Source organism: Pseudomonas sp. MAFF 730105 (genome assembly GCF_055380705.1).
This window is the reverse complement of the sequence record NZ_AP018438.1, coordinates 4280907-4307511: the sequence shown is the minus strand read 5'-3', so window position 1 is coordinate 4307511 and position 26605 is coordinate 4280907. Positions and strand designations below refer to the sequence as shown.

The 26605-nt window shown below is 59.7% G+C and carries 24 protein-coding genes and 2 pseudogenes; 14 read left to right on the top strand and 12 right to left on the bottom strand.

Annotation, left to right across the window (positions count from 1 at the left end):
- Positions 1-11: 11 nt before the first annotated feature.
- The 4 genes from alkB to PCOSP_RS18280 form a co-directional block, all read right to left on the bottom strand.
- On the bottom strand, positions 12-692 hold the full coding sequence (gene alkB, locus PCOSP_RS18295) for a DNA oxidative demethylase AlkB (RefSeq protein WP_464709228.1): 681 nt from the start codon (positions 690-692) through the stop codon (positions 12-14).
- Positions 679-1389, bottom strand: a complete 711-nt coding sequence (locus PCOSP_RS18290) for a 2OG-Fe(II) oxygenase (RefSeq protein WP_464709227.1) — start codon at positions 1387-1389, stop codon at positions 679-681. The genes alkB and PCOSP_RS18290 overlap by 14 nt, the downstream gene beginning before the upstream one ends.
- Positions 1390-1546: 157 nt before the next feature.
- Positions 1547-1717, bottom strand: coding sequence for a hypothetical protein (locus tag PCOSP_RS18285; RefSeq protein ID WP_464709225.1), 171 nt, complete (start codon positions 1715-1717; stop codon positions 1547-1549).
- Between the two features lie 25 nt (positions 1718-1742).
- On the bottom strand, positions 1743-2045 hold the full coding sequence (locus PCOSP_RS18280; RefSeq protein WP_041022208.1) for a DUF1883 domain-containing protein: 303 nt from the start codon (positions 2043-2045) through the stop codon (positions 1743-1745).
- A gap of 371 nt (positions 2046-2416) precedes the next feature.
- On the opposite strand from PCOSP_RS18280, the gene PCOSP_RS18275 reads away from it, so the two are divergent.
- On the top strand, positions 2417-2767 hold the full coding sequence (locus PCOSP_RS18275; protein WP_139648642.1) for a hypothetical protein: 351 nt from the start codon (positions 2417-2419) through the stop codon (positions 2765-2767).
- Positions 2768-2792: 25 nt separating this feature from the next.
- Here the strand turns inward: PCOSP_RS18275 and PCOSP_RS18270 are convergent, their stop codons facing one another.
- On the bottom strand, positions 2793-3074 hold the full coding sequence (locus PCOSP_RS18270; protein WP_139648644.1) for a hypothetical protein: 282 nt from the start codon (positions 3072-3074) through the stop codon (positions 2793-2795).
- A 117-nt stretch (positions 3075-3191) separates the two neighbouring features.
- Positions 3192-3407 carry a hypothetical protein gene (locus tag PCOSP_RS18265; protein ID WP_041022205.1) on the bottom strand — a complete coding sequence of 72 codons (216 nt, stop codon included), beginning with the start codon at positions 3405-3407 and terminating at the stop codon, positions 3192-3194.
- A gap of 234 nt (positions 3408-3641) precedes the next feature.
- Between PCOSP_RS18265 and galU the strand changes: the two genes are divergently transcribed.
- The 4 genes and pseudogenes from galU (at position 3642) to ahpF (ending at position 8617) form a co-directional block, all read left to right on the top strand.
- Positions 3642-4481, top strand: a complete 840-nt coding sequence (galU, locus tag PCOSP_RS18260) for a UTP--glucose-1-phosphate uridylyltransferase GalU (RefSeq protein ID WP_003182953.1) — start codon at positions 3642-3644, stop codon at positions 4479-4481.
- Between the two features lie 357 nt (positions 4482-4838).
- Positions 4839-6193, top strand: a pseudogene (gorA, locus tag PCOSP_RS18255) (glutathione-disulfide reductase).
- A gap of 173 nt (positions 6194-6366) precedes the next feature.
- A complete protein-coding gene (gene ahpC, locus PCOSP_RS18250) occupies positions 6367-6930 on the top strand; it encodes an alkyl hydroperoxide reductase subunit C (protein WP_020294651.1) in 564 nt (187 codons plus the stop codon).
- Positions 6931-7054: 124 nt separating this feature from the next.
- On the top strand, positions 7055-8617 hold the full coding sequence (ahpF, locus tag PCOSP_RS18245; RefSeq protein ID WP_139648647.1) for an alkyl hydroperoxide reductase subunit F: 1563 nt from the start codon (positions 7055-7057) through the stop codon (positions 8615-8617).
- A gap of 226 nt (positions 8618-8843) precedes the next feature.
- Here the strand turns inward: ahpF and gloA are convergent, their stop codons facing one another.
- Positions 8844-9365, bottom strand: a complete 522-nt coding sequence (gene gloA / locus PCOSP_RS18240; RefSeq protein WP_139648649.1) for a lactoylglutathione lyase — start codon at positions 9363-9365, stop codon at positions 8844-8846.
- Between the two features lie 173 nt (positions 9366-9538).
- On the opposite strand from gloA, the gene PCOSP_RS18235 reads away from it, so the two are divergent.
- A complete protein-coding gene (locus tag PCOSP_RS18235) occupies positions 9539-10075 on the top strand; it encodes a DUF4946 domain-containing protein (RefSeq protein WP_139648651.1) in 537 nt (178 codons plus the stop codon).
- A gap of 92 nt (positions 10076-10167) precedes the next feature.
- On the opposite strand, the gene PCOSP_RS18230 is transcribed toward PCOSP_RS18235, so the two are convergent.
- Both PCOSP_RS18230 and PCOSP_RS18225 read right to left on the bottom strand, forming a co-directional pair.
- On the bottom strand, positions 10168-10533 hold the full coding sequence (locus PCOSP_RS18230; RefSeq protein WP_139648653.1) for a histone-like nucleoid-structuring protein, MvaT/MvaU family: 366 nt from the start codon (positions 10531-10533) through the stop codon (positions 10168-10170).
- Between the two features lie 321 nt (positions 10534-10854).
- Positions 10855-11721 (bottom strand): LysR family transcriptional regulator, encoded by an 867-nt coding sequence (locus tag PCOSP_RS18225; RefSeq protein WP_139648655.1) that lies wholly within the window; start codon positions 11719-11721, stop codon positions 10855-10857.
- Positions 11722-11842: 121 nt separating this feature from the next.
- On the opposite strand from PCOSP_RS18225, the gene PCOSP_RS18220 reads away from it, so the two are divergent.
- Both PCOSP_RS18220 and hppD read left to right on the top strand, forming a co-directional pair.
- Positions 11843-12787: a DMT family transporter gene (locus PCOSP_RS18220; protein ID WP_139648657.1), complete on the top strand. Its 945-nt coding sequence runs from the start codon at positions 11843-11845 to the stop codon at positions 12785-12787.
- Positions 12788-13035: 248 nt separating this feature from the next.
- Positions 13036-14112 (top strand): 4-hydroxyphenylpyruvate dioxygenase, encoded by a 1077-nt coding sequence (gene hppD / locus PCOSP_RS18215; protein WP_139648659.1) that lies wholly within the window; start codon positions 13036-13038, stop codon positions 14110-14112.
- Between the two features lie 104 nt (positions 14113-14216).
- Here the strand turns inward: hppD and rarD are convergent, their stop codons facing one another.
- From rarD to PCOSP_RS18200, 3 genes are all read right to left on the bottom strand, one after another.
- The gene (gene rarD / locus PCOSP_RS18210; protein WP_139648661.1) at positions 14217-15101 is read right to left on the bottom strand and encodes an EamA family transporter RarD; all 885 of its coding nucleotides are present in this window, start codon (positions 15099-15101) and stop codon (positions 14217-14219) included.
- Positions 15102-15277: 176 nt separating this feature from the next.
- Positions 15278-16291, bottom strand: coding sequence for an aldo/keto reductase (locus PCOSP_RS18205; protein ID WP_464709222.1), 1014 nt, complete (start codon positions 16289-16291; stop codon positions 15278-15280).
- Positions 16292-16563: 272 nt separating this feature from the next.
- A complete protein-coding gene (locus tag PCOSP_RS18200) occupies positions 16564-17874 on the bottom strand; it encodes an MFS transporter (protein ID WP_422775899.1) in 1311 nt (436 codons plus the stop codon).
- Positions 17875-18034: 160 nt separating this feature from the next.
- Here PCOSP_RS18200 and PCOSP_RS18195 point away from each other — a divergent pair.
- The 6 genes and pseudogenes from PCOSP_RS18195 to PCOSP_RS18170 all read left to right on the top strand — a co-directional run bounded on the left by PCOSP_RS18195 (position 18035) and on the right by PCOSP_RS18170 (position 26585).
- A pseudogene (locus tag PCOSP_RS18195) lies at positions 18035-19157 on the top strand (sugar diacid recognition domain-containing protein).
- Positions 19158-19379: 222 nt separating this feature from the next.
- Positions 19380-20516, top strand: a complete 1137-nt coding sequence (locus PCOSP_RS18190; protein ID WP_464709221.1) for a glycerate kinase — start codon at positions 19380-19382, stop codon at positions 20514-20516.
- Positions 20517-20704: 188 nt separating this feature from the next.
- Positions 20705-22330 carry a methyl-accepting chemotaxis protein gene (locus PCOSP_RS18185; RefSeq protein ID WP_464709220.1) on the top strand — a complete coding sequence of 542 codons (1626 nt, stop codon included), beginning with the start codon at positions 20705-20707 and terminating at the stop codon, positions 22328-22330.
- A 42-nt stretch (positions 22331-22372) separates the two neighbouring features.
- Entirely contained in the window at positions 22373-23560 is a 1188-nt protein-coding gene (locus PCOSP_RS18180) for a pyridoxal phosphate-dependent aminotransferase (protein WP_464709218.1), read from the top strand.
- A 158-nt stretch (positions 23561-23718) separates the two neighbouring features.
- Positions 23719-24516 (top strand): hypothetical protein, encoded by a 798-nt coding sequence (locus PCOSP_RS18175; RefSeq protein WP_464709217.1) that lies wholly within the window; start codon positions 23719-23721, stop codon positions 24514-24516.
- Positions 24517-24605: 89 nt separating this feature from the next.
- The gene (locus tag PCOSP_RS18170) at positions 24606-26585 is read left to right on the top strand and encodes a hypothetical protein (protein WP_464709216.1); all 1980 of its coding nucleotides are present in this window, start codon (positions 24606-24608) and stop codon (positions 26583-26585) included.
- Positions 26586-26605: the final 20 nt, after the last annotated feature.

Genomic DNA, 26605 nt, shown 5'->3' with positions numbered 1-26605 from the left:
ATTCTGCACGGTTATCCGGCGGTGCGGAATGTCATGTTGATGCGCTGCGCGCCCAGCCGTGAATGCCGGCCGTCCTTGAGCGGCAGCACGCCGTGGTAACGCAGCCGGTCGACGCCGCCCCAGACCACGATGTCGCCGTGAAACAGCGGAACGCGCAAGGGCTTGTCGCTGCGCTCGAATCCGCCGAACTGGAACACCGCCGGCAGACCCAGGGAGATCGAGACGATGGGGGCGGTGAGGCTGTGCTCGTCCTTGTCCTGGTGCAACGACATCCGCGCGCCCGGCACGTAGCGGTTGATCAGGCAGGCGTCGGGCACGAAGTCCTCGAAATGTGCTGTCCGCGCGGCGGCCCGGGCCAGTTCGCGGAACAGCGTCGGCATGTCGGGCCAGGGGCGGCCGCTCTGTGGGTCATAGGTGGTGTAGCGATAGCCGCTGCGGTCGGTGGTCCAGCCCAACGCGCCGCAATTGCTCAAGGCCACCGACATGGTAAAGCCGCCGGGCGTGACCATCTGCCGAAACGGCGCAGCCTCCAGGATCGTTTCCAGGTCCGGCAGCAACCGTTCCAGCCAAGGCAGGGCGAAGCCGCGCAGCACGAACGCCTGCTGGCCAATCTGTTCGATCTGCCCGGGTGTCGTCGTCGGCTCGTCGGCGAACAGGTCCAGCGTGATCGGGGTGTCGTCATTGCGCGTCATGAAAAATGATTCCGAGGGTGTGCCGTTGGCCGCTGTGCACGCGGCTGACGCCATGGCGCATGTTCACCCGATAATAACCGCGAACGCCTTTGACCGGTCGTTGATGCACGGCAAACACCACGGCATCGCCTTGTTTCAGACCGATGACCTGGGGACGTGACTGCATGCGCGGGCGTTGTTCGGTAAGCACGAACTCGCCACCGGTAAAGTCCTGGCCCGGTTCCGACAGCAGAATCGCCACCTGCAGCGGGAACACCTGCTCGCCGTACAGATCCTGGTGCAGGCAGTTGTAATCCTGGGGACCGTATTGCAGCAGCAACGGCGTCGGACGCTGTTGCCCGGCGTCATGGGAGTGCTGGATGAAATCGCTGTGCGCGTCGGGGTATCTCACCTCAAGGTCCATGCGTTCGTTCCAGCGATTGGCCAGGGGCACCAACAGCGGATACAACGCTTCTCGCAGTTGCTGGACGATAGCGGGCAGCGGGTAGCGGAAATACTGATATTCGCCGCGTCCGAAGCCGTGGCGAGCCATGATCACCCGGGAACGGAACAGCCCGGACTGCGCGTACAGGCTGCTGAGCTGTCGGCATTGAGTCGCCGACAACAGGTGGCGAAGCACGCCGCTGCCATCCTGCTCGAGGCTCTGTTCCAGGGCTGGAAGGTCGACTGCGTTGATGAACTGGGGCGGAGGAGACATGGTGACAATCCTGGGGGAGAGGATTGGTCAGTTTGGTGGATGTCCTGTTGGCCAACACTCCGGGGCTTGCGGTCAATGTTCCATTCTGGACCGGGGGCCATCTCTCACGCCGCATCACCCTGTGGCGAGGGGGTAAATCCCCTCGCCACAAAAAGCTTTACAACGCCTTGCTGACCTTGACCTCGCTGATCACATCGTCGGACTTTCCATGCATCGCTTCCAGCGCCGCCCGGGCTTCTTCCTTGGTGCCGGTTTCCAGCTGCGCGAACTCGAAGCGGCGTTCGTCGTTGAGTTTGTACTTGATGACGTATTTGGTTGTCTGGGCCACGGTTTTGCCTATGTGAGCTGGGGGCTCAGCTCAGTTTCGAGCTGGAGCGCCGGATGATTTTGATCTTGTGGGTCAGGGTCGGCTTGCGCGTGACGCTGATGGCCCGACGGCTGACGGTATCGATGGTGATGTTCCAGAAACCGGTGCTCGGTGCGGTGATCCGCGCCGGGAACGTATCGAACGCGCCGCCATGGTAAGTATGCCGTCCGCCATTTTTGAAACTGCGGAAGTTCGCGTCGTTCATCAAGCGGATGTTGCACGTTTGGGAGCATTCGATGACGACAATATCGTCTTCGTTGAGGTGCTCGCGTTGGTGGATGAATTTCATGGGCGCCTCCAGAAGGGCTTTTTCTACACGCTCGACACGGTAGGGGGCTGCAATAATGGGACGCAGTTTATCAGCACCGAGGGTGAAATAGCCGGCCCTCGACCTAGGCTCTGTACGAAAAGCCTAATACGGCGCAAAACCTGTGGGAGCAAAGCTTGCTCGCGATAGCGACAGAGCAGTCCACATTGCTGCTGACTGGCTTACCGCAATCGCGAGCAAGTTTTGCTCCAACAGGTTTGTGGCTTGACTGACTGGCATTAGCCCTCGACCCGGCTTTGCTGATTTAGCGCAGCAGTAGCGGATAAAAAAATGCAGGGCGCCGGAGAAAAACAGCTTCTACGCTGTCGGAGGGTCTTTGTCGGAGGAATCATATGAAGCGTAGTGCGTGGGTGTTGGCAGTGGCCGTAAGTGGATGTGCATCGGTATCGGACATCAACCAGACGCCGCCCACCATGAGCGTTATCTCCGGTAAGAAACCTCACGAATATGCCAAATGCGTCGCCGACAAGCTGGCCGGCAGCCGTGGCGCATTGCAGATGGAACCCCATAAGAACGGCGTCCGGCTGATCGTTCCCGGCAAACTATCGAGCCTGCCGGCGGCCGTGTTCGATATTGACGAACGCTCCAGCGGCAGCAGCATCAAGCTGCATGAAAGCATGTCCAATGTACCGCTGCGCCCGGGTGATGTGCAGGATGCGGCCAACGCCTGTATTTCCGGCTGAGAAAGGTATCAGCTCCGTCTGGAGCTTACTTGCATACCACCACGACACTGCGGCTGGTGAAGTTGCCGACATTCACGCCCAGGGTCTTGTCGCTTTCATTGGCCTGGGGCGTACCTTCGGTGCCGACGATACGGTAGCCGGTGCCGGCGCAGGAGGCATCTGCCTTTTCATAGCAGGCGGCCCAGGAATTGGCTTCGCCTGAACAGTCAATGGTCAGGCCCTGTTCGCCGTTGGCCAGATAGGTATTTTCAGTCGAGGCACAACCCGCCAGGGCCAGGACCGTAAACAGCGCCAGAAAAGTTCTCATGGAGTGGTCATCGCAAGGGAAGGGACAAGCGCGAGGTTATAGCGAATGGTCATTTCGGTACAGATAAACAACAGGCCTGCGCCAACGCCACAAGGCAATTGACCCAGGCCCGTCCGGTTATTTCTTGCGGCGATCGGTGCGTGCCGGAGCTTTTTCGCGCTCCTTGGCGGCGGGCGCAGGACGCTCATCCTGGAACACCGCGGCCACTTCCACCGCCATGGTCTTGGTGGGCAAGGGACCGGCAACCTGCTCGCCATGGTAATTGACAATCCACCACTGGCCGTCCTTGTCCTGACTGACCGAATAACCGTTTGCGTTTCGTGTTGCCGACATCTAGCTGCCTCATTGGCGGGATCAAGGGCGCCATGATACGCCAAATGCACGCAAACGGTGCCTGCGGGCTTGCAGCAAGACCGTTGAACCCCCGAAACGAAAGGCGATTGAACTATCCGCCGGTTTATTTCTCTATGATGGCATCGGTTGGCCAGTGCAGGCATTGTAAGGTGCCTGCGGCCTGATTAGACTGCGCCGAAACTCGTCGTACACACCGCCTTTTAAAGGATTCATATGATCAAGAAATGCTTGTTCCCAGCAGCCGGTTACGGTACTCGCTTCCTGCCAGCGACTAAGGCCATGCCCAAAGAAATGCTGCCGGTGGTGAACAAGCCACTGATCCAGTACGGTGTCGAAGAAGCCCTTGATGCGGGCCTGACGGAAATCTCCATCGTGACCGGCCGTGGCAAGCGCGCGCTGGAAGACCATTTCGACATCAGCTACGAGCTGGAAAACCAGATCAAGGGCACCGACAAGGAAAAATACCTGGTCGGTATCCGCAAGCTGCTGGATGAGTGTTCGTTCTCCTACACCCGCCAGACCGAAATGAAAGGCCTGGGCCACGCGATCCTGACCGGCCGTCCGCTGATCGGCGACGAACCCTTCGCCGTGGTACTGGCGGACGACCTGTGCGTCAACCTGGAAGGCGACGGCGTGCTGACCCAGATGGTCAAGCTGTACAAGCAGTTCCGCTGCTCCATCGTGGCGATCCAGGAAGTCGATCCGCAGGAAACCAACAAGTACGGCGTGATCGCCGGCGAAATGATCCGCGACGACATCTATCGTGTGCACAGCATGGTTGAAAAGCCAAAGCCTGAAGACGCTCCGTCGAACCTGGCGATCATCGGCCGTTACATCCTGACGCCGGACATTTTCGACCTGATCGAACAGACCGAACCAGGCAAGGGCGGTGAGATCCAGATCACCGACGCCCTGATGAAGCAAGCCCAGAACGGCTGCGTCATGGCCTACAAGTTCAAGGGCAAGCGTTTCGACTGCGGTGGTGCCGAAGGCTACATCGACGCGACCAACTTCTGCTTCGAGAACTTCTACAAGACCGGCAAGGCTTACTGATAGCCCACGCCGCGGACTGAAAAACGCCCCGACTGGTTCGGGGCGTTTTTTTTGGGGCAATGTATTGCCGTGTCTGGCATAGAACCCTGTGGCGAGGGGATTTATCCCCGCTGGGCTGCATAGCAGCCCCAAACCAACCAACTCAATCTGCCTGACACACCAAGTCGCCTGGTTTTAGGGCCGCTTCACAGCCCAGCGGGGCGGTGCGACGTTTCGCTAAATCCCCTCGCCACAGGAGCCGCGCTTGGCTTGATGACGCTCACCCTGGCTTTTTCATTTTCCGCCCCCATAACCCACGCAACGCTGACCCGTCTGGAAACAGCGGGTATGCTGATGGCCTGCCTAAGGAGACAGTAAATGGCCTACGATTTTGACCTGTATGTGATTGGCGCCGGTTCCGGTGGTGTGCGGGCTGCGCGGTTTGCCGCCGGTTTTGGCGCCAGGGTGGCCGTGGCGGAAAGCCGTTACCTGGGCGGTACCTGTGTGAACGTTGGTTGCGTTCCGAAAAAGCTGCTGGTCTACGGCGCGCATTATGCCGAAGACTTCGAGCAGGCTTCAGCCTACGGCTGGTCGGCGGGCGAGGCGAGTTTCGACTGGGCCACGCTGATTGCCAACAAGGACCAGGAGATCAACCGCCTCAACGGCATCTATCGCAATCTGCTGGTCAACAGCGGCGTGGCGTTGCATGAGGGCCATGCGAAGATCACCGGTCCTCATGAGGTCGAGATCAATGGCCAGCGCCATACTGCCGAGCACATCCTGGTTGCCACCGGCGGTTGGCCGGTCATCCCGCAGATTCCGGGGCGTGAGCATGCCATCAGCTCCAACGAGGCTTTTTTCCTCAAGGAACTGCCCAAGCGCGTGCTGGTGGTGGGGGGGGCTACATTGCGGTGGAGTTCGCTGGGATTTTCCACGGCATGGGGGCGCAGACGTCCTTGCTGTATCGCGGTGAGCTGTTCTTGCGCGGCTTTGACGGCGCGGTGCGCAAGCACCTGGCCGAGGAACTGACGCGCCGGGGCCTGGATCTGCAGTTCAATGCCGATATCCAGCGCATCGACAAGCTGGCCGATGGCAGCCTGGAGGTGACGCTCAAGGACGGCCGCACGCTGTTGACCGATTGCGTGTTCTACGCCACCGGCCGGCGGCCGATGCTCGATAACCTCGGCCTGGAGAACACCGCTGTCACGTTGGATGAGAAGGGCTTTGTCCAGGTCAATGAAAAATACGAGACCTCCGAGCCGTCGATCCTTGCCATTGGCGACGTGATCGGGCGCGTACAGCTGACACCCGTCGCCCTGGCCGAAGGCATGGCGGTGGCGCGGCGCCTGTTCAAGCCCGAGCAGTACCGCCTGGTGGACTACCGGATGATTCCCACCGCGGTATTCAGCCTGCCGAACATCGGCACGGTTGGCCTGAGCGAGGAGCAGGCCCGGGAAGAGGGGCATGAGGTGCAGATTTTCGAAAGCCGTTTCCGGCCGATGAAGCTGAGCCTGACCGACTGTCAGGAACGTACGCTGATGAAGCTGGTGGTGGATGCCCGGACCGACAAGGTCCTGGGTTGCCACATGGTTGGCCCGGACGCCGGGGAAATCGTCCAGGGCCTGGCCATTGCCCTCAAGGCCGGCGCCAGCAAGCGCGATTTTGACGAAACCATTGGCGTGCATCCGACTGCCGCCGAAGAGTTCGTCACCATGCGCACCCCCGCGGCCTGACGCTGTGGAGTAGAAGCTGCCGGGCTGCGGCAGCTTCTACAGATTTTTTCTATCTATACCGTTCCCTGATAGCCAAAACCAATTATTCGCATCAGCTTTGCCAATGAGCCAGGTTGGGCATGAGTGGGTAAGCTTCTCTCCATCAACTTTTCAACCCTGATGGAGAAACACCGATGCCTATCATCAACAGCCAAGTTAAACCGTTCAAAGCTACCGCATTCAAAAACGGCGCTTTCGTCGAAGTGTCGGACGCCGACCTGAAAGGCAAGTGGTCTGTCGTGTTCTTCTACCCGGCTGACTTCACCTTCGTTTGCCCAACCGAACTGGAAGACCTGGCCGACAACTACGCCGAATTCCAGAAACTGGGCGTCGAGATCTACAGCGTGTCCACCGACACTCACTTTGCCCACGCTGCCTGGCACAACACTTCGCCAGCCATCGGCAAGATCCAGTACACCATGATCGGCGACCCGACCCTGACCATCTCCCGCAACTTCGACGTGCTGATCGAAGAAGCTGGCCTGGCTGACCGCGGTACTTTCGTGATCAACCCTGAAGGTCAGATCAAGATCGTCGAAATCAACGACGGCGGTGTAGGCCGTGACGCTTCCGAGCTGCTGCGCAAGATCAAGGCCGCCCAGTACGTCGCTGCTCACCCTGGCGAAGTCTGCCCAGCCAAGTGGAAAGAAGGCGAGGCCACCCTGGCTCCGTCCCTGGACCTGGTTGGCAAGATCTAAGCCCGTGGGTCATCCGAGGGCGATCAGCTCTTGATCAAGTAAGCCGCTTCGCCCCCAAAAAACGCCCGGGCGAGATTCGCTCGGGCGTTGTTTTTTCTGAAATTCAAAAATGGAAATCGCCCGTATGTTGGACGCCAATCTTAAAGCTCAGTTGAAGTCATATCTGGAACGGGTCACCCAACCGATCGAGATCGTTGCATCCCTCGACGACGGTGCGAAATCCCAGGAAATGCTGGCGCTGCTCAAAGACATTGCCAGTCTCTCCACCCAGATCATCTTGCTCGACAACGGCACCGATGCGCGCAAGCCTTCGTTCTCGTTGAACCGCCCGGGAGCCGATATCAGCCTGCGTTTCGCCGGTATTCCCATGGGCCACGAATTCACTTCGCTGGTGTTGGCCTTGCTGCAAGTCGGCGGCCACCCTTCGAAGGCCAGTGTCGAAGTTATCGAACAGATCCGCGCCCTTGAAGGCGAGTTCAACTTCGAGACCTATTTCTCGCTGTCGTGCCAGAACTGCCCGGACGTGGTCCAGGCGCTGAACCTGATGGCGGTGCTGAACCCGAACATCCGCCACGTAGCCATCGACGGTGCGCTGTTCCAGGCCGAGGTCGATGAACGTCAGATCATGGCCGTGCCGAGCATCTACCTGAACGGTGAGAACTTCGGTCAGGGCCGCATGGGCCTGGAAGAGATTCTCGCCAAGATCGACACCAGCGGCATCGAACGCCAGGCCGAAAAAATCAGCGCCAAGGACGCCTTCGATGTGTTGGTGGTCGGCGGTGGCCCGGCTGGCGCGTCGGCAGCGATCTATGCGGCCCGTAAAGGCATCCGCACCGGTGTGGCGGCCGAACGCTTCGGCGGTCAGGTGCTCGATACCATGGCCATCGAGAACTTCATCTCGGTCCAGGAAACCGAAGGGCCGAAACTGGCCGTCGCCCTGGAAGAGCACGTCAAGCAGTACGACGTGGACATCATGAACCTGCAACGTGCCGATGCGCTGATACCAGGCACGGACGGCGCTCTGCACGAAGTCCGGTTCGCCAGCGGTGCGCGCCTCAAGGCCAAGACCGTGATCCTGGCAACTGGCGCCCGCTGGCGTGAAATGAACGTGCCGGGCGAGCAGCAATACCGCAACAAGGGCGTGGCGTACTGCCCGCACTGTGACGGTCCGCTGTTCAAGGGCAAGCGCGTGGCGGTGATCGGCGGGGGCAACTCCGGTGTCGAAGCGGCCATCGATCTGGCCGGCATCGTGGCCCATGTGACTTTGCTGGAGTTCGATGTGCAATTGCGCGCCGACGCGGTGTTGCAGCGCAAACTGCACAGTTTGCCGAACGTGACGGTGGTGACCAATGCCCAGACCACCGAAGTGACGGGCGATGGTCAGAAGGTCAACGGCCTGCGTTACAAGGACCGTCCAAGCGGTGAAGTGCGTGACGTGGCGCTGGAAGGGATATTCGTGCAGATCGGCCTGTTGCCCAACACTGATTGGCTCAAAGGTACTGTCGAGCTGTCACCGCGTGGCGAGATCATCGTCGACGCCCGGGGTGAAACCTCCATCCCCGGTGTGTTCGCCGCTGGCGATGTGACCACCGTGCCGTACAAGCAGATCGTGATCGCCGTAGGCGAGGGGGCCAAGGCTTCGTTGAGCGCCTTCGACCATCTGATCCGGACTTCCGCGCCAGCATAAACAGCCAGGCACTGGAAAAACAAAACCCCATGGGCCTGGCCCGTGGGGTTTTTTATTGAGCTTTCATATCCACCACCGAGCCCTGTGGGAGCAAAGCTTGCTCGCGATAGCGCTAGACCAGTCAACATTGTTGCTGACTGAATTTACCGTCGTCGCGAGCAAGCTTTGCTCCCACAGGTTTGTGGAGGGAGAGCCTTGCTACCACAGCTAGGTTTCTCGGTGGGTCTTAGAGCGGCGCAGGCTGGATAATCTCGACCCAGTAGCCATCCGGGTCCTTGATGAACGCCAGGCTTTTCATGCGGCCGTCGCTCAGGCGCTTCTGGAAGTCACAGCCCAACGCTTCGAAGCGTTCGCAGGCTGCGACCACATCCGGTACCGAGATGCAGATGTGACCGAACCCGCGTGGGTCGGTGTTGCCGTTGTGGTAGGCGAACGCCGGGTCGCTTTCGGTGCCATGGTTGTGGGTCAGTTCCAGGATGCCAGGAATCGATTTCATCCACTCGGTGCGCGCCGCAGCGTCCGCCGGGATCTGGCGCTTGTCCACCAGGGCGAGGAAATACAGGCTGAATTCGGCCTCAGGGAAGTCGCGCTTTTCCACCAGCGAGAAACCCAGTACGCGGGTGTAGAAATCCAGGGACTTGGTTATGTCCTTGACCCGCAGCATGGTGTGGTTGAAGACGAAGTTGGCCGTGGCAGCATCGGGTTGGGCGGTGACGCCCGGGAAAGTGTCGAGTTCGTGCAGGCTCATGGGCCCTCCGGAAAATAAGTGGGGCAAACGACGTCGCAGGGCTTGGCGCGACGGTTCTGTGGCTTGCGTCAAACATGATACGCAGGGTGCGCGGCATCGCCAAACCATGTGCGGCTATTGCCTGGTGCTGCAGTGAGCTTCAGACTTCGCGATTCGTCCTTGAGTGCAGCGCAATGATTCGACCGTTCCTTTCGTTGTTCGTCCTGTTTTTTGCCATGGCTGCAAATACCGCCGTCCAGGCCGCCGAACCGCAGGTCACCTGGCCCCAGGGCTGGTTCATCGAGCCGCTGCCTGCCGATGCATCTGTCGCGCCGGTGGCACCGGGAACCTCTCGGCAACGGGCGACCAAGAATGACCCGGCAGGCAATGCCGTGATGGTCATGGAACTGACCACCACGCCCACCGAGCCCGGTCATCAAGTCAACTTGCAAGGCGTGCTTCTGGAAATGCGCAAGTCGATCCAGAAGGATTTTTTTCAGGGTGGTTATCAAAGTGTATGCAATAAGATTCATGCATCCCTATTGGGCGGGGTAACCGCCCTGGAAACTACCTGTACGATCACGCAGAACGGCCGACATGTGTTGTCTCAGACACTGGTCGCAGCACTTAATGAAGGTCGGGCTTATGTACTGTCCTATGCGGGACAGGCCCAGGTGTTTGTTGAAAGCCAGGATGAAATACAGGCGGTACGAAATAGTCTGAAACTATAAGGCTATCCACCTAATGCGCCAGGCTTACTCCAGAAGTGTGAGTCCATGAAAAAGCCCTGCTATGTTCAGGGCTTTTTTATTCATCCTGGATGTCAGGTACGTACCCAGGAGTCGACGGTGCTTGCGCCGTATTGTTCTTTCCAGGCTTTCAGGCCGCGGTGATTACCGCCCTTGGTTTCGATCAGTTCGCCGGTGTGCGGGTTCTGATAGACCTTGACCACTCGGGCACGGCGGGTTTTAGGCGCCTTGGCCGATGAAGCCCCCGCTTTTGACGGGTTTGGGTCAAGAATTGCGATGATGTCGCGCAAACCCTTGTCGTAGGTCTTCATCAGTGCCTGGAGCTTTTCTTCGAATTCGATTTCTTTCTTGAGCCCGGCATCATTCTTCAGCAATTCCAACTGTTTGAGCTGATCCTGAAGGGCCTTTTCGGCTTTACGAAATTCAACGAGTCTGGACAATTATCGTTACTCCAATCAAATATTTGGCTGAGACCAACCGCAGACAAAGCTATAAGCCAAGCGCTTTGAAGCGCCTCGTGATAAATGACTCTCCTGCTATCCAGCACAGGCAGAAAAATTGTAGTAGTTAAACCGGACAGTGTAAATCGTATCTTTTTCATCATGTAACAAGAGCAAACGTTTTCCTCAAGTTGCATCGCAGTCTGCGCCAGGTCGGTGTGTGTACAAAGTATAGATTCAAATGGGTAATCCGATTGGAAGTTGTGCTTCGCTTGTCGATAGATGGCATTACGATATCGCCCAGTACAACCCAGGCTTTCTTCATTCAATAGCCAAAGCCAATTCGATAAATGCCCGAGTGGCAGGCGAAACCTGGCGACTGTCCAGCACCGCCAGGCCGATCTGGCGCGGTACCGGGGGCGACAAGGGCCGTACGACGAAGTGCGGTTGGTCCCCCTGTGGCAGCGAGCCTTCGGAGATCACGGTCACGGCCTCGCCCCGGCTGACGGTGTTCAAGGTGCTGAGCAACTGTGAACAGCGATAACGCACATTCGGGGTGAGCCGGGCGGCACTGAACAGGCGAGTGACCAGCTCCGCCGATCCGGCCTCGGTGAGCACGAAGGGGTCGTGGCACAGATCGCTGAGACTCAAGCTGGTTCGGGCGGCGAGGGGGTGGGCGGTGGGAAGGAGGGCGACCATCTGGTCCTCCATCAGGGCAAACGTATCGAAACGGTCCTCAGGCAGTACCACGAAGCCGACATCGATCCGTCGCTCATCCAGCCATTGGATGACTTGCCGGTCCGGCCCTTCGTCGATGTGCACCTCTATCCCCGGATGCAAGGCACGATAGCGCTGCAGGATGGCCGGCAACAGCTTCATCGATGAGGTCGGGCCGAACGAGCCGATGCGCAAAGTGCCACGGCGCATGCCGCGGGCGTCGGCGGCTTCCTGGCGCAGGGTGTTGGCCAGCCCAAGCATGGCGCGGGCGCGCAGGAGCAATTGCTGGCCGATGTCGCTGAGCTCTACCAAGGACTGGTGCCGCCTGAACAGTTCGACCCCCAGTTCCTGCTCCAGCGATTTGATGGCATGGGACACCGCTGATTGGCTGATGCCCAAGCGCGTCGCCGCAGCGGTGAAACCATGCAGTTCGGCCACCAGGGAGAAGATTTCGAGCTGGGTGAGGGTCATGAGGAATTGCTCATTTTACGATGACTTAACATGAGCTGGATAATGGGGCATCCGATTCGAACTGGATAGACACCACCTTGTGGCGAGGTGGTGTACCTCGTTTTATTTGTCTGTGGTGAACATGAAAACCCTCGAACACACCTTTTCGACCCCCTCGGACCTGCCGGTCTACCTGAAGCTGTCCATGGTCACCATGATCTGGGGCGGCACCTTCGTGGCTGGCAGGGTTCTGTCCGATGCCCTGGCGCCCCTGTTGGCCGCCAGTCTGCGTTTTTTGCTGGCCAGTGTGGCACTGCTGCTGTTCCTCGGCCTGGCGAGGATCCCGCTGGCCAGGCCGACGGTGAAACAGGGTCTGCAATTGGCGGTGCTGGGATTCTTCGGCATCCTTTTCTACAACCTGTGTTTCTTCTACGGCTTGCACTACATCAATGCGTCGCGGGCCTCGCTGATCGTGGCCTTGAACCCGGCGGTGATCGGCCTGGCGTCCTGGTGGTTGTTCAAGGAGCGGTTGAGTCGGTCCAAGGTCGGTGGCATCGCGCTGTGCATCGGCGGCGCGGGGCTGGTCATTGTCAGTCGCGATCCTTCCTTGCTGCAGGCGTCCGCGCAGGGCTGGATTGGCGACCTGCTGATTTTCGGCTGCGTGCTGGGATGGGGCGTCTATTCGTTGTTTTCGCGCAGCCTGAATGAAAGTCTCGGCCCGTTGCAGACCGTCACCTGGTCGATTCTGCTGGGCACGCTGATGCTGTGGCTGGCCTGTGCGGTCGGCGGTGAGGTTCGTTTCGAAGCCCTGCGCGGGTTGGACGGCAGGCAATGGTTGAGCTTGCTTTACCTGGGGGTGTTGGGCTCCGCCCTGGCCTACATCGCCTGGTACGACGGCATTCGCCGGATCGGCGCTACCCGTTCCGGTGTATTCATTGCCCTCAACCCACTGACGGCGGTGCTGTTGGGGGCGGTGCTATTGGACGAACGGCTCACGGCCTTGATGAGCGTGGGCGGCGGGCTGATCCTGACAGGCATTTTCCTGTGTAACAGACCCCTTGCGCGGTCGGCGAAAAAGACGATTTGATAGAGGAGGCGGACAAATCCGGTTACGCTGTGTAGAATCGATTTACGCATATAAGAATAACGTCTTCTGGCAGCAGAAGCCTCGCCCGCAAAAGCCTTGGGTCGACAATGAAGATACTTGGGTTACAACTGATCTATGGCGATTTCCTCGCCCGCAGCGTTCGCGGTATCTCCTGCGCGCCACCTTGCACCCTCAGCATGGCCAGCAACTAACGTTCCGTTAATTGATAAGCATGATGAGGCGCCGACATGGCAGATCTATACGAAAACCCGATGGGCCTGATGGGCTTTGAATTCATCGAATTCGCATCGCCTACACCCAATACCCTGGAGCCGATCTTCGAGATCATGGGCTTCACCAAAGTCGCCACGCACCGTTCCAAGGACGTGCACCTGTATCGCCAGGGCGCGATCAATCTGATCCTCAACAACGAACCCCACAGCGTGGCGTCGTACTTTGCGGCCGAGCATGGTCCGTCGGTCTGCGGCATGGCGTTCCGGGTCAAGGACTCACAGCTGGCCTACCGGCGTGCCCTGGAACTCGGCGCCCAGCCGATCCATATCGAAACCGGTCCGATGGAACTGAACCTGCCGGCAATCAAGGGCATCGGTGGTGCGCCGCTGTACCTGATCGACCGTTTTGGCGAAGGTAGCTCGATCTATGACATCGACTTCGTGTTCCTCGACGGTGTCGACCGTCATCCGGTGGGCGCGGGCCTGAAGATCATCGACCACCTGACCCACAACGTGTATCGCGGCCGCATGGCCTACTGGGCGGGCTTCTACGAGAAACTGTTCAACTTCCGCGAGATCCGTTACTTCGACATCAAGGGCGAGTACACCGGTCTGACGTCCAAGGCCATGACCGCTCCGGACGGCATGATCCGTATTCCGTTGAACGAGGAATCGTCCAAAGGCGCAGGGCAGATCGAAGAGTTCCTGATGCAGTTCAACGGCGAGGGCATCCAGCACGTGGCGTTCCTCACCGACGACCTGGTCAAGACCTGGGATGCGCTGAAGAAGATCGGCATGCGCTTCATGACCGCTCCGCCGGACACCTACTACGAGATGCTCGAAGGGCGTTTGCCGAACCACGGCGAGCCGGTGGATGAACTGCAATCGCGGGGCATCCTGCTGGACGGTTCTTCCAACCCGGACGACAAGCGCCTGCTGCTGCAGATTTTCTCGGAAACCCTGATGGGGCCGGTGTTCTTCGAATTCATCCAGCGCAAGGGCGACGATGGGTTTGGCGAAGGCAACTTCAAGGCATTGTTCGAGTCCATCGAGCGTGACCAGGTGCGGCGTGGGGTGTTGACGACCGAGTAATACCCGAATCCTGTGGGAGCGAGCCTGCTCACGATGGCGGTGTGTCAGTCACCGATGCATTGACTGACAGGCCGTCATCGCGAGCAGGCTCGCTCCCACATGGGTCAAGTCCGGCGCCGCTGCCGCGTCAGATGCTTGAAGCCTTCAAACACCAACACCGCCACCGCCAGCCAGATGGGGATGTAGGTCAGCCACTCGGCGGCCTTGATGCTTTCTCCCAACAGCAGCGCAACCCCCAGCAGCAACACCGGTTCGACGTAGCTCAATAACCCGAACAGGCTGAACGGCAACAACCGGCTGGCGACGATGTAGGTCACCAGCGCTGACGTGCTGATCACGCCGAGCACGGGGATCAGCAGCGATAACCATGGGTGTTGATCGAAAACGGCGAAACCCTGTTCACCGCTTTGGACGAACCAGAGGGCGACCGGCACGATCAGGGCCATGTCCAGCCAGAGGCCGCCCAGGTGGTCGGTCCTAAGGCGTTTGCGCAAGATGAAATAGATCGGATAACCCACTACCACCAACAGGGTCGCCCAGGAAAAACCGCCGACCTGGATCAGCTCGTTGAGCACGCCGAGGGAGGCGAGGAAGACGGCGATTTTCTGAAAGTAGGACAAGCGTTCGCCAAAGAACATGCGCCCGGTCAGGACCATCGACAGCGGCAACAGGAAATACCCCAGCGACACATCCAGGCTGTAGCCGTTGAGCGGCGCCCACATGAACAGCCACAGTTGCAACCCCATCAACGCCGAAGAAGCCATCGCCCCGAGCAACAGGCGCGGCGTGGCGATCAGGCGCCGGACCAGTTCAGTGACCCGCGTCCACTCCTTTGCCATCAGCATGAACACGGTCATGCAGGGCATCGTCAGCAACATGCGCCAGCCAAAGATTTCCAGGCCGCTCAATGGAGAGAGCAGCGAGGTGTAGTAATACATGACGGCGAACAGCGTGGAGGCCGAAACCGATAGGGCGATGCCTTTGGACACGATAACTCTCTGGAAAATGAGACAGCACCAGAACAATGAGCGCAACACTGTGGGAGCAAGGCTTGCCCGCGATGAAGTCAACGCGATTCACCTGGGAATCGAGGCGTCTTCGTCGCGGGCAAGCCTTGCTCCCACAGCCCGGCACACCACAATGAGGTTCGCTGTACGCAGTGGTTTTATGACGTCCGCGGCACGCGCCCCGGCACGAAATGCCCCACGTCATTGAAGCCCGGTGTCGACGCATGCCCCGGCGTCACCAGCGAATCGATGAAGGCTTCGTCCTCGGCGGTGATCGTCACGGCTTGCGCCTTGGTGTAGCCATCCCACTGTTCCTCGGTGCGCGGCCCGACGATGGCCGAGGTGACGGCGCGGTTGTTCAGCACCCAGGCAATGGCGAACTCGACGATACCCACGCCCCGTTCCCGGGTGTACTGCTGGATCTGCTGGGCAATGCGCAGGGACTCGATCCGCCATTCGGTTTCCAGGATGCGTTTGTCCTGGCGGCCGGCGCGGCTGTTGGCGTCCGGTGCCACGTCCGGCGCATATTTGCCGCTGAGTACCCCCCGGGCGAGAGGGCTGAAGGGCACCACGCCAAGGCCATAGTTCTGGGCGGCGGTGATTTGCTCGGTTTCCGCCTGGCGGTTGACGATGTTGTACAGCGGCTGGCTGATCACCGGCCGGTCGATGCCCAGGCTGTCGGCGATGCGGATCACTTCGGCGATGCGCCAGCCACGGTAGTTCGACAGGCCCCAATAGCGGATCTTGCCTTGGCGGATCAAGTCGCCGATGGCCGACACGGTGACGTGCAGCGGTGTGTTGTGGTCTTCGCGGTGCAGGTAATAGATGTCCAGGTAATCGGTGCCCAGGCGGGTGAGGCTGGCCTCGATGCCATTGAACAGGTGCTTGCGGCTCAGGCCGCTGCGGTTGGGCACGCCGTCCGCCGGGCCGAAGCCGACCTTGGTGGCGAGCACCCATTCCTGGCGGCGACTGGCAATCGCCTCGCCGACGATTTCTTCGGAGCGTCCGTTGGTGTAGACGTCCGCCGTGTCGATGAAGTTGATGCCCTGGTCCCAGGCCTTGTCGATGATCCGCAACGAATCCTCGGTGCTGGTCTGTTCGCCGAACATCATGGTGCCCAGGGTCAATGTCGAGACGTGTAACCCGGAGTGACCCAGTGTGCGGTAGCTCATGACAAGATCCTTTTTATCGATGGGAAAGGCTCAATCAAACCCCAGAACGACCGCACGGATCAAACACATTTATCAAACACCCAGGAACCCATATGGGCGGGCCTCTGTGGGAGCATGGCTTGCCCGCGATGAAGTCAACGCGATTCACCTGGGAACCGAGGCGCCTTCATCGCGGGCAAGCCATGCTCCCACAGTCTTGCTCCCACAGTCTTGCTCCCACAGTCTTGCTCCCACAGTCTTGCTGTCACAGCCTTGCTGTCGCAGATCTGGTGTCAGGCTTTCAAAGTACGGGTCATGCGCAATGCCAGCCCGCTCCCGCAGACAATCACCCCCGCCAGCAGGTACAGCGCCGCATCGGTCGACCCGCTGGCGTCTTTCACCCAGCCCACCAGGTATGGGCTGAGAAAGCCCGCCATCTGGCCCATGGAATTGATCAGCGCCAGGCCGCCGGCCGCCGCGCCCGCGCTGAGCAGGGCGGTGGGCACCGGCCAGAACATTGGCAAGCCGGTGAGGGCGCCCATGGTGGCGATGGACAGGCCCAGTATGGCGATGACCGGGGTGCCGGCGAAGTTGACCGCGATCAGCAACCCCAGCGCGCCCATCAGCATCGGCACCACCAGGTGCCAGCGACGTTCCTTGTGCAGGTCCGCCGAGCGCCCCACCAACAGCATGAACAGCGCAGCCAGCAGGTAGGGAATCGCGCTCAGCCAACCGATTGTCAGGTTATCGCTGAAGCCCAGGTTCTTGATGATCGACGGGAGCCAGAAGTTGATCGCGTACACGCCACTCTGGATGCAGAAGTACACCAGGCCGAACGCCCAGATCGCCGGGTTCCTGAACACGGCGAGCAGGGAGTCGCTGCTGGTCTTCGGTTTGTTCGCCAGGTCTTGCGCGTGGTCGGCGGTGAGCACGGCGCGTTCTTCCGCGGTCAGCCACTTGGCGTTGGCGAAGGTGTCGCTGAGCAGGAAAAACGCCAGGGCGCCGAGAATGACGGTGGGGATCCCCTGCAGCAGGAACATCCACTGCCAGCCCGCCAGGCCACCCTGGCCCGCCGCGAAGTGGTTGAGGATCCAACCGGAGAACGGGCTGCCCAGCAGGCCGGACACCGGGATGGCCGACATGAACAACGCCATGATCCGGCCGCGGCGGAACGTCGGGAACCATTGCGAGAGGTACAGCACCACGCCGGGAAAGAACCCGGCTTCGGCGGCGCCGGTGAGCAGCCGCAAAGTGTAGAACTCGGTAGGAGTGGTGACGAACAGCAGGCAGGTCGACAAGGTGCCCCAGGTGATCATCATCAGCGCGATCCAGCGCCGTGGGCCGAATCGGGTCAGGGCCAGGTTGCTCGGCACACCGCACAGCACGTAGCCGATGAAGAAGATCCCGGCGCCGAGGCCGTACACGGTTTCGCTGAACTTCAGCGCGTCGAGCATCTGCAGCTTGGCGAAGCCGACGTTGACCCGGTCAAGGTAGTTGAACAGGTAGCAGATGAAGATAAAGGGGATCAAACGCAGGGTGATGCGTTTGTAGACGCTGTTTTTTTCGTCTGGAGTAGCCAGGACGGCTGTGGCGCTCTGGGACATGGCGAGTCTCTCTTTATTATGATTTTTGCGAGCCAAGGGGTAACGTTGACCGCCCCTTGAGTCTCGGCCAGCCCAAGGCCCCGTGTCTTTGTGCCTGGGCACAGGGTTTGCGCCCGGACCCTGTGCGCCTGACCAATCCCCCTTGCAAGGAACTCCGCCCATGTTCGAACTCGATCACGACCTGGCGCAGGACATCGTCGACCGGGCGATGGCGATCCTGCCGTACAACGTCAATGTCATGGACAACCAGGGCCTGATCCTGGGCAGTGGCGAGCGCGAGCGGATCAACACCCGTCATGAGGGCGCGCAACTGGTCCTGGCCAATGGTCGGGTGGTGGAGATCGATGCGCACACGGCGCTGCGGCTCAAGGGCGTGCAACCGGGCATCAACCTGCCGCTGATGCTCGATCAACGGCTGATCGGTGTGCTGGGCATCACCGGCGAGCCGGAGCCGTTGCGCACCTATGCCGAGCTGGTGCGCATGACCGCCGAAATGCTCCTGGGCCAGCGCAACCAACAGGCCGAACAGCAGTGGCGCCGCCAGCGTTGCGATGACTTGCTGGCGTTGTTGCTGGGGACGCGGGGGATTCGCCGCGGTTGCTGGATGAGGCGCGGCAGATGGGCCTCAAGCCGCAATTGTCACGGGTGCCGTATCTGTTCGAGTTGGGGCTGGAACATGGGCCGGGGCAGACCGTCGAGGCGCTGAGCGCCTGGCTGATGTCCCGCTACCCCGACAGTTGGTGCCTGACCTCGTCCAAGTCCTCCTTGCTCTGGTGCCGACCGGTCACCGCCTCGGTGGAGAACGAGCGCTTGCTGGGCAAGCTCGACGGGTTGGGCTGGAATATCCTGCGGGTCGCGGTGGGCGGCCAGGCCGAGGGACTGGGGGTCTGCGGCGTTGCTACCGACGGGTAGGGGACCTGCTGGCCTATGGGCGTGATGTGCTGCCGCAATCGAGGTTGCTGACGCTCAATCGCTATCGGCTGCCGGTGATGCTCTGGCGCCATCGCAACGATGACGCCCTGGACGAGTTGCTCACGCCGTTGCGCAAAGTCATCGCCAAGGACAGCAACGGCCAACTGCTCGCGACCTTGCGCAGTTGGTGTGAACACGACGGCCAGAGCCAGGCCTGCGCCGAAGCCCTCGGCATCCATCGCAACAGCCTGCGTTACCGTATGGAGCGCATCGCCGAGCTCAGTGGTGTAGACCCGCTGCGGTTGGATGGGATGCTGGCGTTGTACCTTGGCATCCAACTGCTGCCACAGACCGAAAGTCCCGCCACATAACCCTGTGGGAGCGAGCCTGCTCGCGATAGCGCTGTGTCAGTCCACATCAAGGTTGATTGAACTGACGCTATCGCGAGCAGGCTCGCTCCCACAGTGGATCTTCGGTGTACGCACCTGCTTTTGTGAATCTGAACAATAATCCCACGTGTCTTTTGTGCGGCAGACCGGCGCGACGTCGGCGGTCTGCTGGCAGCATGTCGAGCATCGGAACCGGAGACCAAAATGAAAATAATCATCGCCCCCGACTCGTTCAAGGACAGCCTCAGCGCCCAGGGCGTAGCCGATGCCATCGCCGTCGGGCTGGGTGAGGTCTGGCCGGATGCGCAGTTGATCAAATGCCCGATGGCCGATGGTGGCGAGGGGACGGTGGAGTCGGTGCTGGCCGCGTGCAACGGCGAATGGCGTCATACCCGCGTCCGGGGCCCCTTGGGCGCTGCGGTCGAGGCGCGTTGGGGCTGGTTGGCCGACAGTCGCACGGCGATCATCGAAATGGCCGAGGCCAGTGGCTTGCAGTTGGTGCCACCGGGGCAGCGCGATGCCTGTACCAGCAGCACCTATGGCACCGGCGAGTTGATTCGTGCGGCCCTGGATGAAGGGGCTGGGCGGGTGATCCTGGCGATTGGCGGCAGCGCCACCAACGATGCCGGTGCGGGTGCCATGCAAGCGCTGGGCGTGGCGTTGTTGGATGAGCACGGGCAACCCCTGCCACCCGGCGGCCTGGCCCTGGCAAAACTGTCGCGTATCGACCTGAGTGGCCTGGACCCGCGCCTGGACGGGGTGAATGTCGAGATTGCCGCCGATGTCGACAATCCCCTGTGCGGGCCCCATGGCGCTTCAGCGATTTTCGGTCCCCAGAAAGGCGCCTCCGCGCAGCAGGTGCAGCAACTGGACCAGGCCCTGGCGCACTTCGCCGGACACTGCGCCCAGGTGTTGAGCCGCGACGTCAGGGACGAACCGGGCAGCGGCGCCGCCGGTGGGCTGGGATTCGCGGCCAAGGCATTTCTGGATGCGCAGTTTCGGGCCGGCGTGGACGTCGTCGCCCAACTGACTGGCCTGGCCGATGGCATCGAGGACGCCGACCTGGTGATTACCGGAGAAGGCCGCTTCGACGCCCAGACCTTGCGGGGCAAGACACCCTTTGGCGTGGCTCGCGTTGCACGCCGTCATGGCGTGCCGGTGCTGGTCATTGCCGGCACGCTGGGGGAGGGTTACCAGGCGCTGTACGAGCATGGCATCGATGCCGCCTTCGCATTGGTCAGCGGGCCGATGACGCTGCAAGAGGCTTGCGTCGACGCACCACGTTTGCTGCGCGAACGAGCCCGGGACATCGCCCGGCTCTGGCGGGTCGCCGCCCGGTGACCGGCTAACCGTGGCGCAGGGAGCACGCGCCCTTGCCACGATTTTTTGACACATTATGAAATATATTTCATGGGTGCCCTAAATGAAGGCTCACGTCCAGCCGATAACGGGGCAAGCGTTCTCATAACTCCTGCAATCGATACGCTGACCGGCATGGACGCTCGACCCCATCACACCGAGGTCCACCCATGTCGTTACGCAGCCTGAATATCGCCCCCCGAGCCTTTCTCGGCTTTGCCTTCATTGCCTTGCTGGTCATTATCCTCGGTGTTTTCGCCGCCGATCGTATGTCCGACGTTCGCCAGGCCTCGCTGGACATGGAGCAGAATGAGGTACCCAGTCTCGGCCACCTGTCCAATGTGATGGAGAGCGTGCTGCGCATGCGCATTCTCTCGTTTCGCATATTGGTCAACCGGGACCCGGCCAGCTTGAAGGAAGCCGAGACCCGTATCGGTGTTCTGGTGGAAAAGCTGAACAAGGCTAACGCCGCTTACGCGGCGCTCCCGGCCGGCGCCGAAGAGGCCGGGCTGTACAAGACCTTTTCCGTGACCCTTGAGAAATACCTGAAGGATCAGGAGCAAATGCTCGAGCTGTCGCGACAGGACAAGCTTGATGAGCTACGTGCGCACATCAATACTCGGATCAAGGAAGGCACTGACCTCATGGGCGAGCAGCTCAACGGGCTGATCACGCTGAATGTGGCCAATGCCAGCAAGGCCTCGGCCAGCGCGGGTGAACACTACAGCGGCGCCATCACCGGAATCATCGCCGTCTCGGTCATTGCCGCATTAGCCACCGTATTGCTCGCTGTGCTCCTGACTCGCAGCATCGTCACGCCGCTCAACCGCGCGTTGGAGGCGGCACGGGTCATCGCCGGCGGTAACCTGGTCCAGGCCATTGAAGTCGACGGCAAGGATGAACCTGCTCGTTTGCTCCAGGCCCTGGCCGACATGCAAAGCAGCCTGCGCAAGACCATCGAGCAGATTGCCGGTTCCGCCACCCAATTGGGCGCGGCGGCCGAGGAATTGAGTGCGGTGACCCAGGAATTCTCCCGTGGCCTGCAACGCCAGCACAATGAAATCGAACAGGCGGCGACCGCCGTCAATGAGATGACCGCCGCCGTGGAAGAGGTTGCCCGCAACGCCGTGTCGACCTCCGAAGCGTCAAACCAGTCGACCCAGGCCGCACAGGAAGGTCGCAGCCGGGTGGTGGAAACCGTCGAGGCGATCCAGACCATGACCCATGACGTGCAAGCCACCGCCACCATGGTCGAGGGCCTGGCCGTCCAGGGACGCGACATTGGCAAGGTGCTGGACGTGATCCGTGCCATCGCCGAACAGACCAACCTGCTGGCACTCAACGCCGCCATCGAAGCGGCTCGCGCAGGGGAAGCCGGACGCGGTTTCGCCGTGGTGGCCGATGAAGTCCGGGCCCTGGCCCATCGCACCGCACAGTCGACCCAGGAAATCGAAAGGATGGTCGCCGGCATCCAGAACGGCACCGGCGAGGCGGTGCAATCGATGCAGCAGAGCAACCAGCGCACCCAGAGCACCCTGGAGCTGGCCCGTGCCGCCGGCGTCGCCCTGGAACAGATCACCCAGTCGATCCACCAGATCAACGAACGCAACCTGGTCATTGCCAGCGCTTCGGAAGAACAGGCCCAGGTGTCCCGTGAAGTGGACCGCAACCTGGTGAACATCCGCGACCTGGCGACGCAATCGGCTTCGGGCGCGCAGCAGACGAGCGACGCGACCCACGAACTGTCGCGCCTGGCAGTGGGCTTGAATGCGATGGTGGCGCGGTTTGTGATTTGAGATAGGGTTGAGGCTGGACACCGCATAAACCAGGAGCCGTACATGCGCTATTCAGCCTTGACCCAACGCATCACCGGCGAGGGTGCCGCCGCGTGGCAGATCCACGACCGGGCACTGGCCATGCGTGAGCAGGGCAGGGACGTGTTGTTGCTGTCGGTGGGCGATCCGGATTTCGACACGCCACGGGCCATCGTCGACGCCGCCGTGGACAGCCTGCGAGCCGGGGACACTCACTATTGCGACGTGCGCGGCCTCCACGGTCTGCGCGCCAGCATCGCGGGTCGTCATCGTCGGCGAAGCGGCCAGTCGGTCGGGGCTGAGCACGTCACGGTGCTGCCGGGCGCGCAATGCGCGGTGTATGCGGTCGCACAATGCCTGCTCGACCCCGGCGACGAAGTCATCGTGGCCGAGCCCATGTACGTTACCTACGAAGCGGTGTTCGGTGCCTGTGGCGCGAAAGTGATACCGGTGGCGGTACGCCCGGAGAATGCATTCCGGGTCGAACCGGCCGATGTTGCCCGCCTGATCACCCCTCGGACCCGAGCCCTGCTACTCAACAGCCCCAACAATCCCTCCGGGGCCAGCCTGCGCTTGCCCACCTGGCAGGCGCTGGCGCAACTGTGCATCGAGCATGACCTGTGGCTGATCAGTGACGAGGTCTACAGCGACCTGTTGTACGAAGGTGAGCACATCAGCCCGGCCAGCCTGCCGGGCATGGCCGAACGCACCGCGACCATCAACAGCCTGTCCAAATCCCACGCCATGACCGGTTGGCGCATCGGCTGGGTCATCGGCCCCGAACCCCTGGCCTCACACCTGGCGAATCTTTCGTTGTGCATGCTGTTCGGCCTGCCGGAATTCGTGCAGCGGGCGGCCCTGGTTGCGCTGGAGGAGCAACTGCCTGAAGTGGTGTCCATGCAAGACGAGTATCGCCAGCGTCGGGACCTGGTGTGCGCCATGCTGGATGACTGCCCAGGGCTGACGCCCATTCGGCCCGATGGTGGCATGTTCGTGATGGTGGACGTACGCCAGACGGGGCTCGCTGCCCAGGCGTTTGCCGAGCGGCTGTTGGATGGGTATGGCGTGTCGGTGCTGGCCGGCGAGGCGTTTGGACCGAGTGCGGCGGGGCATATTCGGATTGGGTTGGTGGTCGACCGGGTGAAGCTGGCGCAGGCGTGCCGGCGGATTGCGTTGTGTGCGGCGGGTTTGCTGCAGGAACGGCGGGCATGATCAGTCCGATTATTTCTGAGGAAACTTGTTTGGTCGGACCTATATAAACCGACGAGCGGTCATATTAACTGTCAAACCTGACAGTGGTTCATAAAAGCAATTGGATGCCTAATTTGCTCTGACGACGTACTCAAAAATGAGTGCAAGGGAGAGCAATCATGCCGCCTTTGGAAATCCAGGCCTATGATCCGCCGACAGTGGTCGGGGTCGATGAAAACGATCCGGAGGGTCATATTCCGTTTGAATTACTGCAGAGCGGCATTGAGGTCAGGGTGCCGATCTGGCCTTTTCCCGCAGGTCCTGGCCAAGTTGACAGACTTGTTGTCGAAATGAAGCGTGGCGGGGTGGAAGAGTTCGTGTCGGATACTTCTCATCCTGGGCCGATTACCGAGACGGAGTTTTTCATTTTCATTGCTCCGAATTACCTTGTGAACGATGGTGTGGTGCAGGTTTCATATACGACTTATAACTATGCCGGGAATCCACATCCTTCAGACCCTCGACCTCTGACCATCGATCACACACCCATTCCCCTGGATCTTGAGGGCGTTGATTTTCCCGCAAAGAATCTACACGGCTACCTCAATTGTGAAACCAAACCTCCAATCTGGGAGGGCGTGGAAGTTAAAGTTCCGCCACTTCCTGGTTTTTGCCGAATAGGTGATGTTTGCAGCGTGGAATGGATTGGCTATCAGAGCCTGAACGGTAGTGGTCCGCCAATTGCTTCCACCTATAAAAACATCGAAAAACCGTTGTTGACTGATCAGGAAATAAGAAATGGCTTCTCAGTCACGATAGAGCCTTTTCGCCCCCATCTTGAACCCATGCAGAGTAATGCATCGGCCTTGGCGAACTACAACCTGTATCGCGGCAGGAAAAAAATCGGTGGCTCGGTCAAACGATTGGTAAAAATTGATCGAATCATTCCGGGCGAATCACGTCCTTGCGGGCCTTGAGCCATCATAATTTGTTGTAAGTGTATGTAATTCATGTGCGTCGCATTGTCGACGAGGCGCCATCGTGCATAAAAAGGGAGTTTGTTTCTATGAATATTAAAGTTGGAAGTCTCGGTTCAAGCAGGCAGGTTTCGCTGCAGAATGATGGTGTGCTGCAAACCGATCCACCTGACATCCCCGCGCAGAATTTGCCAGGCGGCGACTTGCGAATTCCACGCGCTGCGCTGGATGCCGATCTGGATTTCACAATTCCAAAGCCCTTGATGGAGTATGAGGGGGATACATTGGATGTTTTCTTACGGCTCAAAGGTGATCCTACGATGGATTACCTTGAGTATGACAAGCCGTTAGGGCCGATTGCCGATCGTGACTGGCCGCTGCCCATGAAAGTTCCACTCGGCAAACTTGTGGAACTTGCGACACCAGAAACGCCCACCCAATATGAACTGGTATATATAGTCGTTGCTGATGGTGCTAACCCGACTGAAGAGGGGGTCGCCGAGTTTCATGTTGACAAGACCAGGCCCTATCAGACCAAAACACCTGCGACGGATCTTTCGCCTCCAGCGGCGGCATTTCCCGCTGATTTGCCCCCTAGCCAGGATATTGATGACGAATATATCGGCAACCACCCAGGCGGCATCGAGATTACATTGACTTTAGCGTCCAGTAACGCTGAAGCCACCGACAGGGTTGATATCTATTGGGGCGATCCCGCCGATCCCGCTTATGCCACCCCTATTCTGAGCAATGTATTGGTGCCCAGTGACGGCAAGATCGTGCTTCCGATCGATATTTTCGAGAACTCCAACGAAGGCTTGAATACCCTGACTTTTCGAGTGACAGATCTGCCAGGCAATGTCAGCCGCGTATCCAGGCAGAATCAGCGGAACGTCCGTCGTTTGGCCCCTCCCGTGGGTAAGCCGCCCGTCGTACCGTTGGCAGACGGGACCGATGGCGATACCTTGATCGATCTGGCCGATTGTGATCAAGGGGTCACGATAGAGATCGAGGTGCCTGTGCCCAGCTCTCCCAATGACCGGATCGTTGCGACCTGGAAGGACATTGATTTGCCTCCGCAGACGGTAGGAACGGAGACGCTGCTTGTCTTTAACGTAAACTTCGCGGATATCGAGACGGCTTATGGTGTGACTGATGGATCTGTTCCAACAAGGGTCAGTTATGTCATGTTACGCGGGTCGGGCAACGTCGTAGTGAGGCAGGAAACAACTATTGATGTCGATATTTCCTATCCTGGGCCGGAAAACCCTGACAAACCAAAGCCGGTTAACCCAGACTTCGAATATCCTCGTCTGGTCTCATCTCAAGGTGTGGATAATATCCTTGACGATAACGATTATGGTGAGGATGCAAAAGTTTTTGTTCAGCTCTATGACTCTCCCGCAACGGAGGCGGGGCAGCTCGTAACCGTCTGGTATGATGATAACGAGCTTTCACCACCTTATTATCTGGCGGCTGGGGAGGAAGGCACGGAAATTCTCGCGGCGACAGTACCTTGGGATATCATTGCACAAAAGCCCAATGGCATCGTGAAGGTGAAGTGGGTCCTGTCAATTATCGGAGGTAATAATCCAGTTTCCTCACGATTCCAAGACGTGAATGTCGATATTACAAAGATCGACTTACCTAAGCCATTGGTGCAAGGGCTTGTAAGGAACAATATCTCCTGTCCTACATTGAACTTCGTGCCGCCGGGCGATGGGACGTCTCGTAGAAATCTGAAAGTTATCATTCCACCCAGCTCATCGCTTGTCGATGGTAAGGACGTGGTGTTGAAATGGGGCGGGTACACTGATGAGTTTGCGACGGTTCCCATTCAGGGTACAGAAGTGACCGTGACCCATACTGTTGTAGGGCCAGTACCCGTAAATGGAATAGAGTTGGAAATAGGTGATTACTTTGATAATTTCAAGCCGGTTTCAGGTGGTTATGGGAAGTTGACCTATACCATCACTGGTATAGTGCCGGATTCGGATGCAGCTATTCATAGGGTGTTCTTGCTGGATAACAACGGTGAGTATTGTGAGATCGCCAACCCGATCCCGTGATACGGGTTATTGAACCGTGT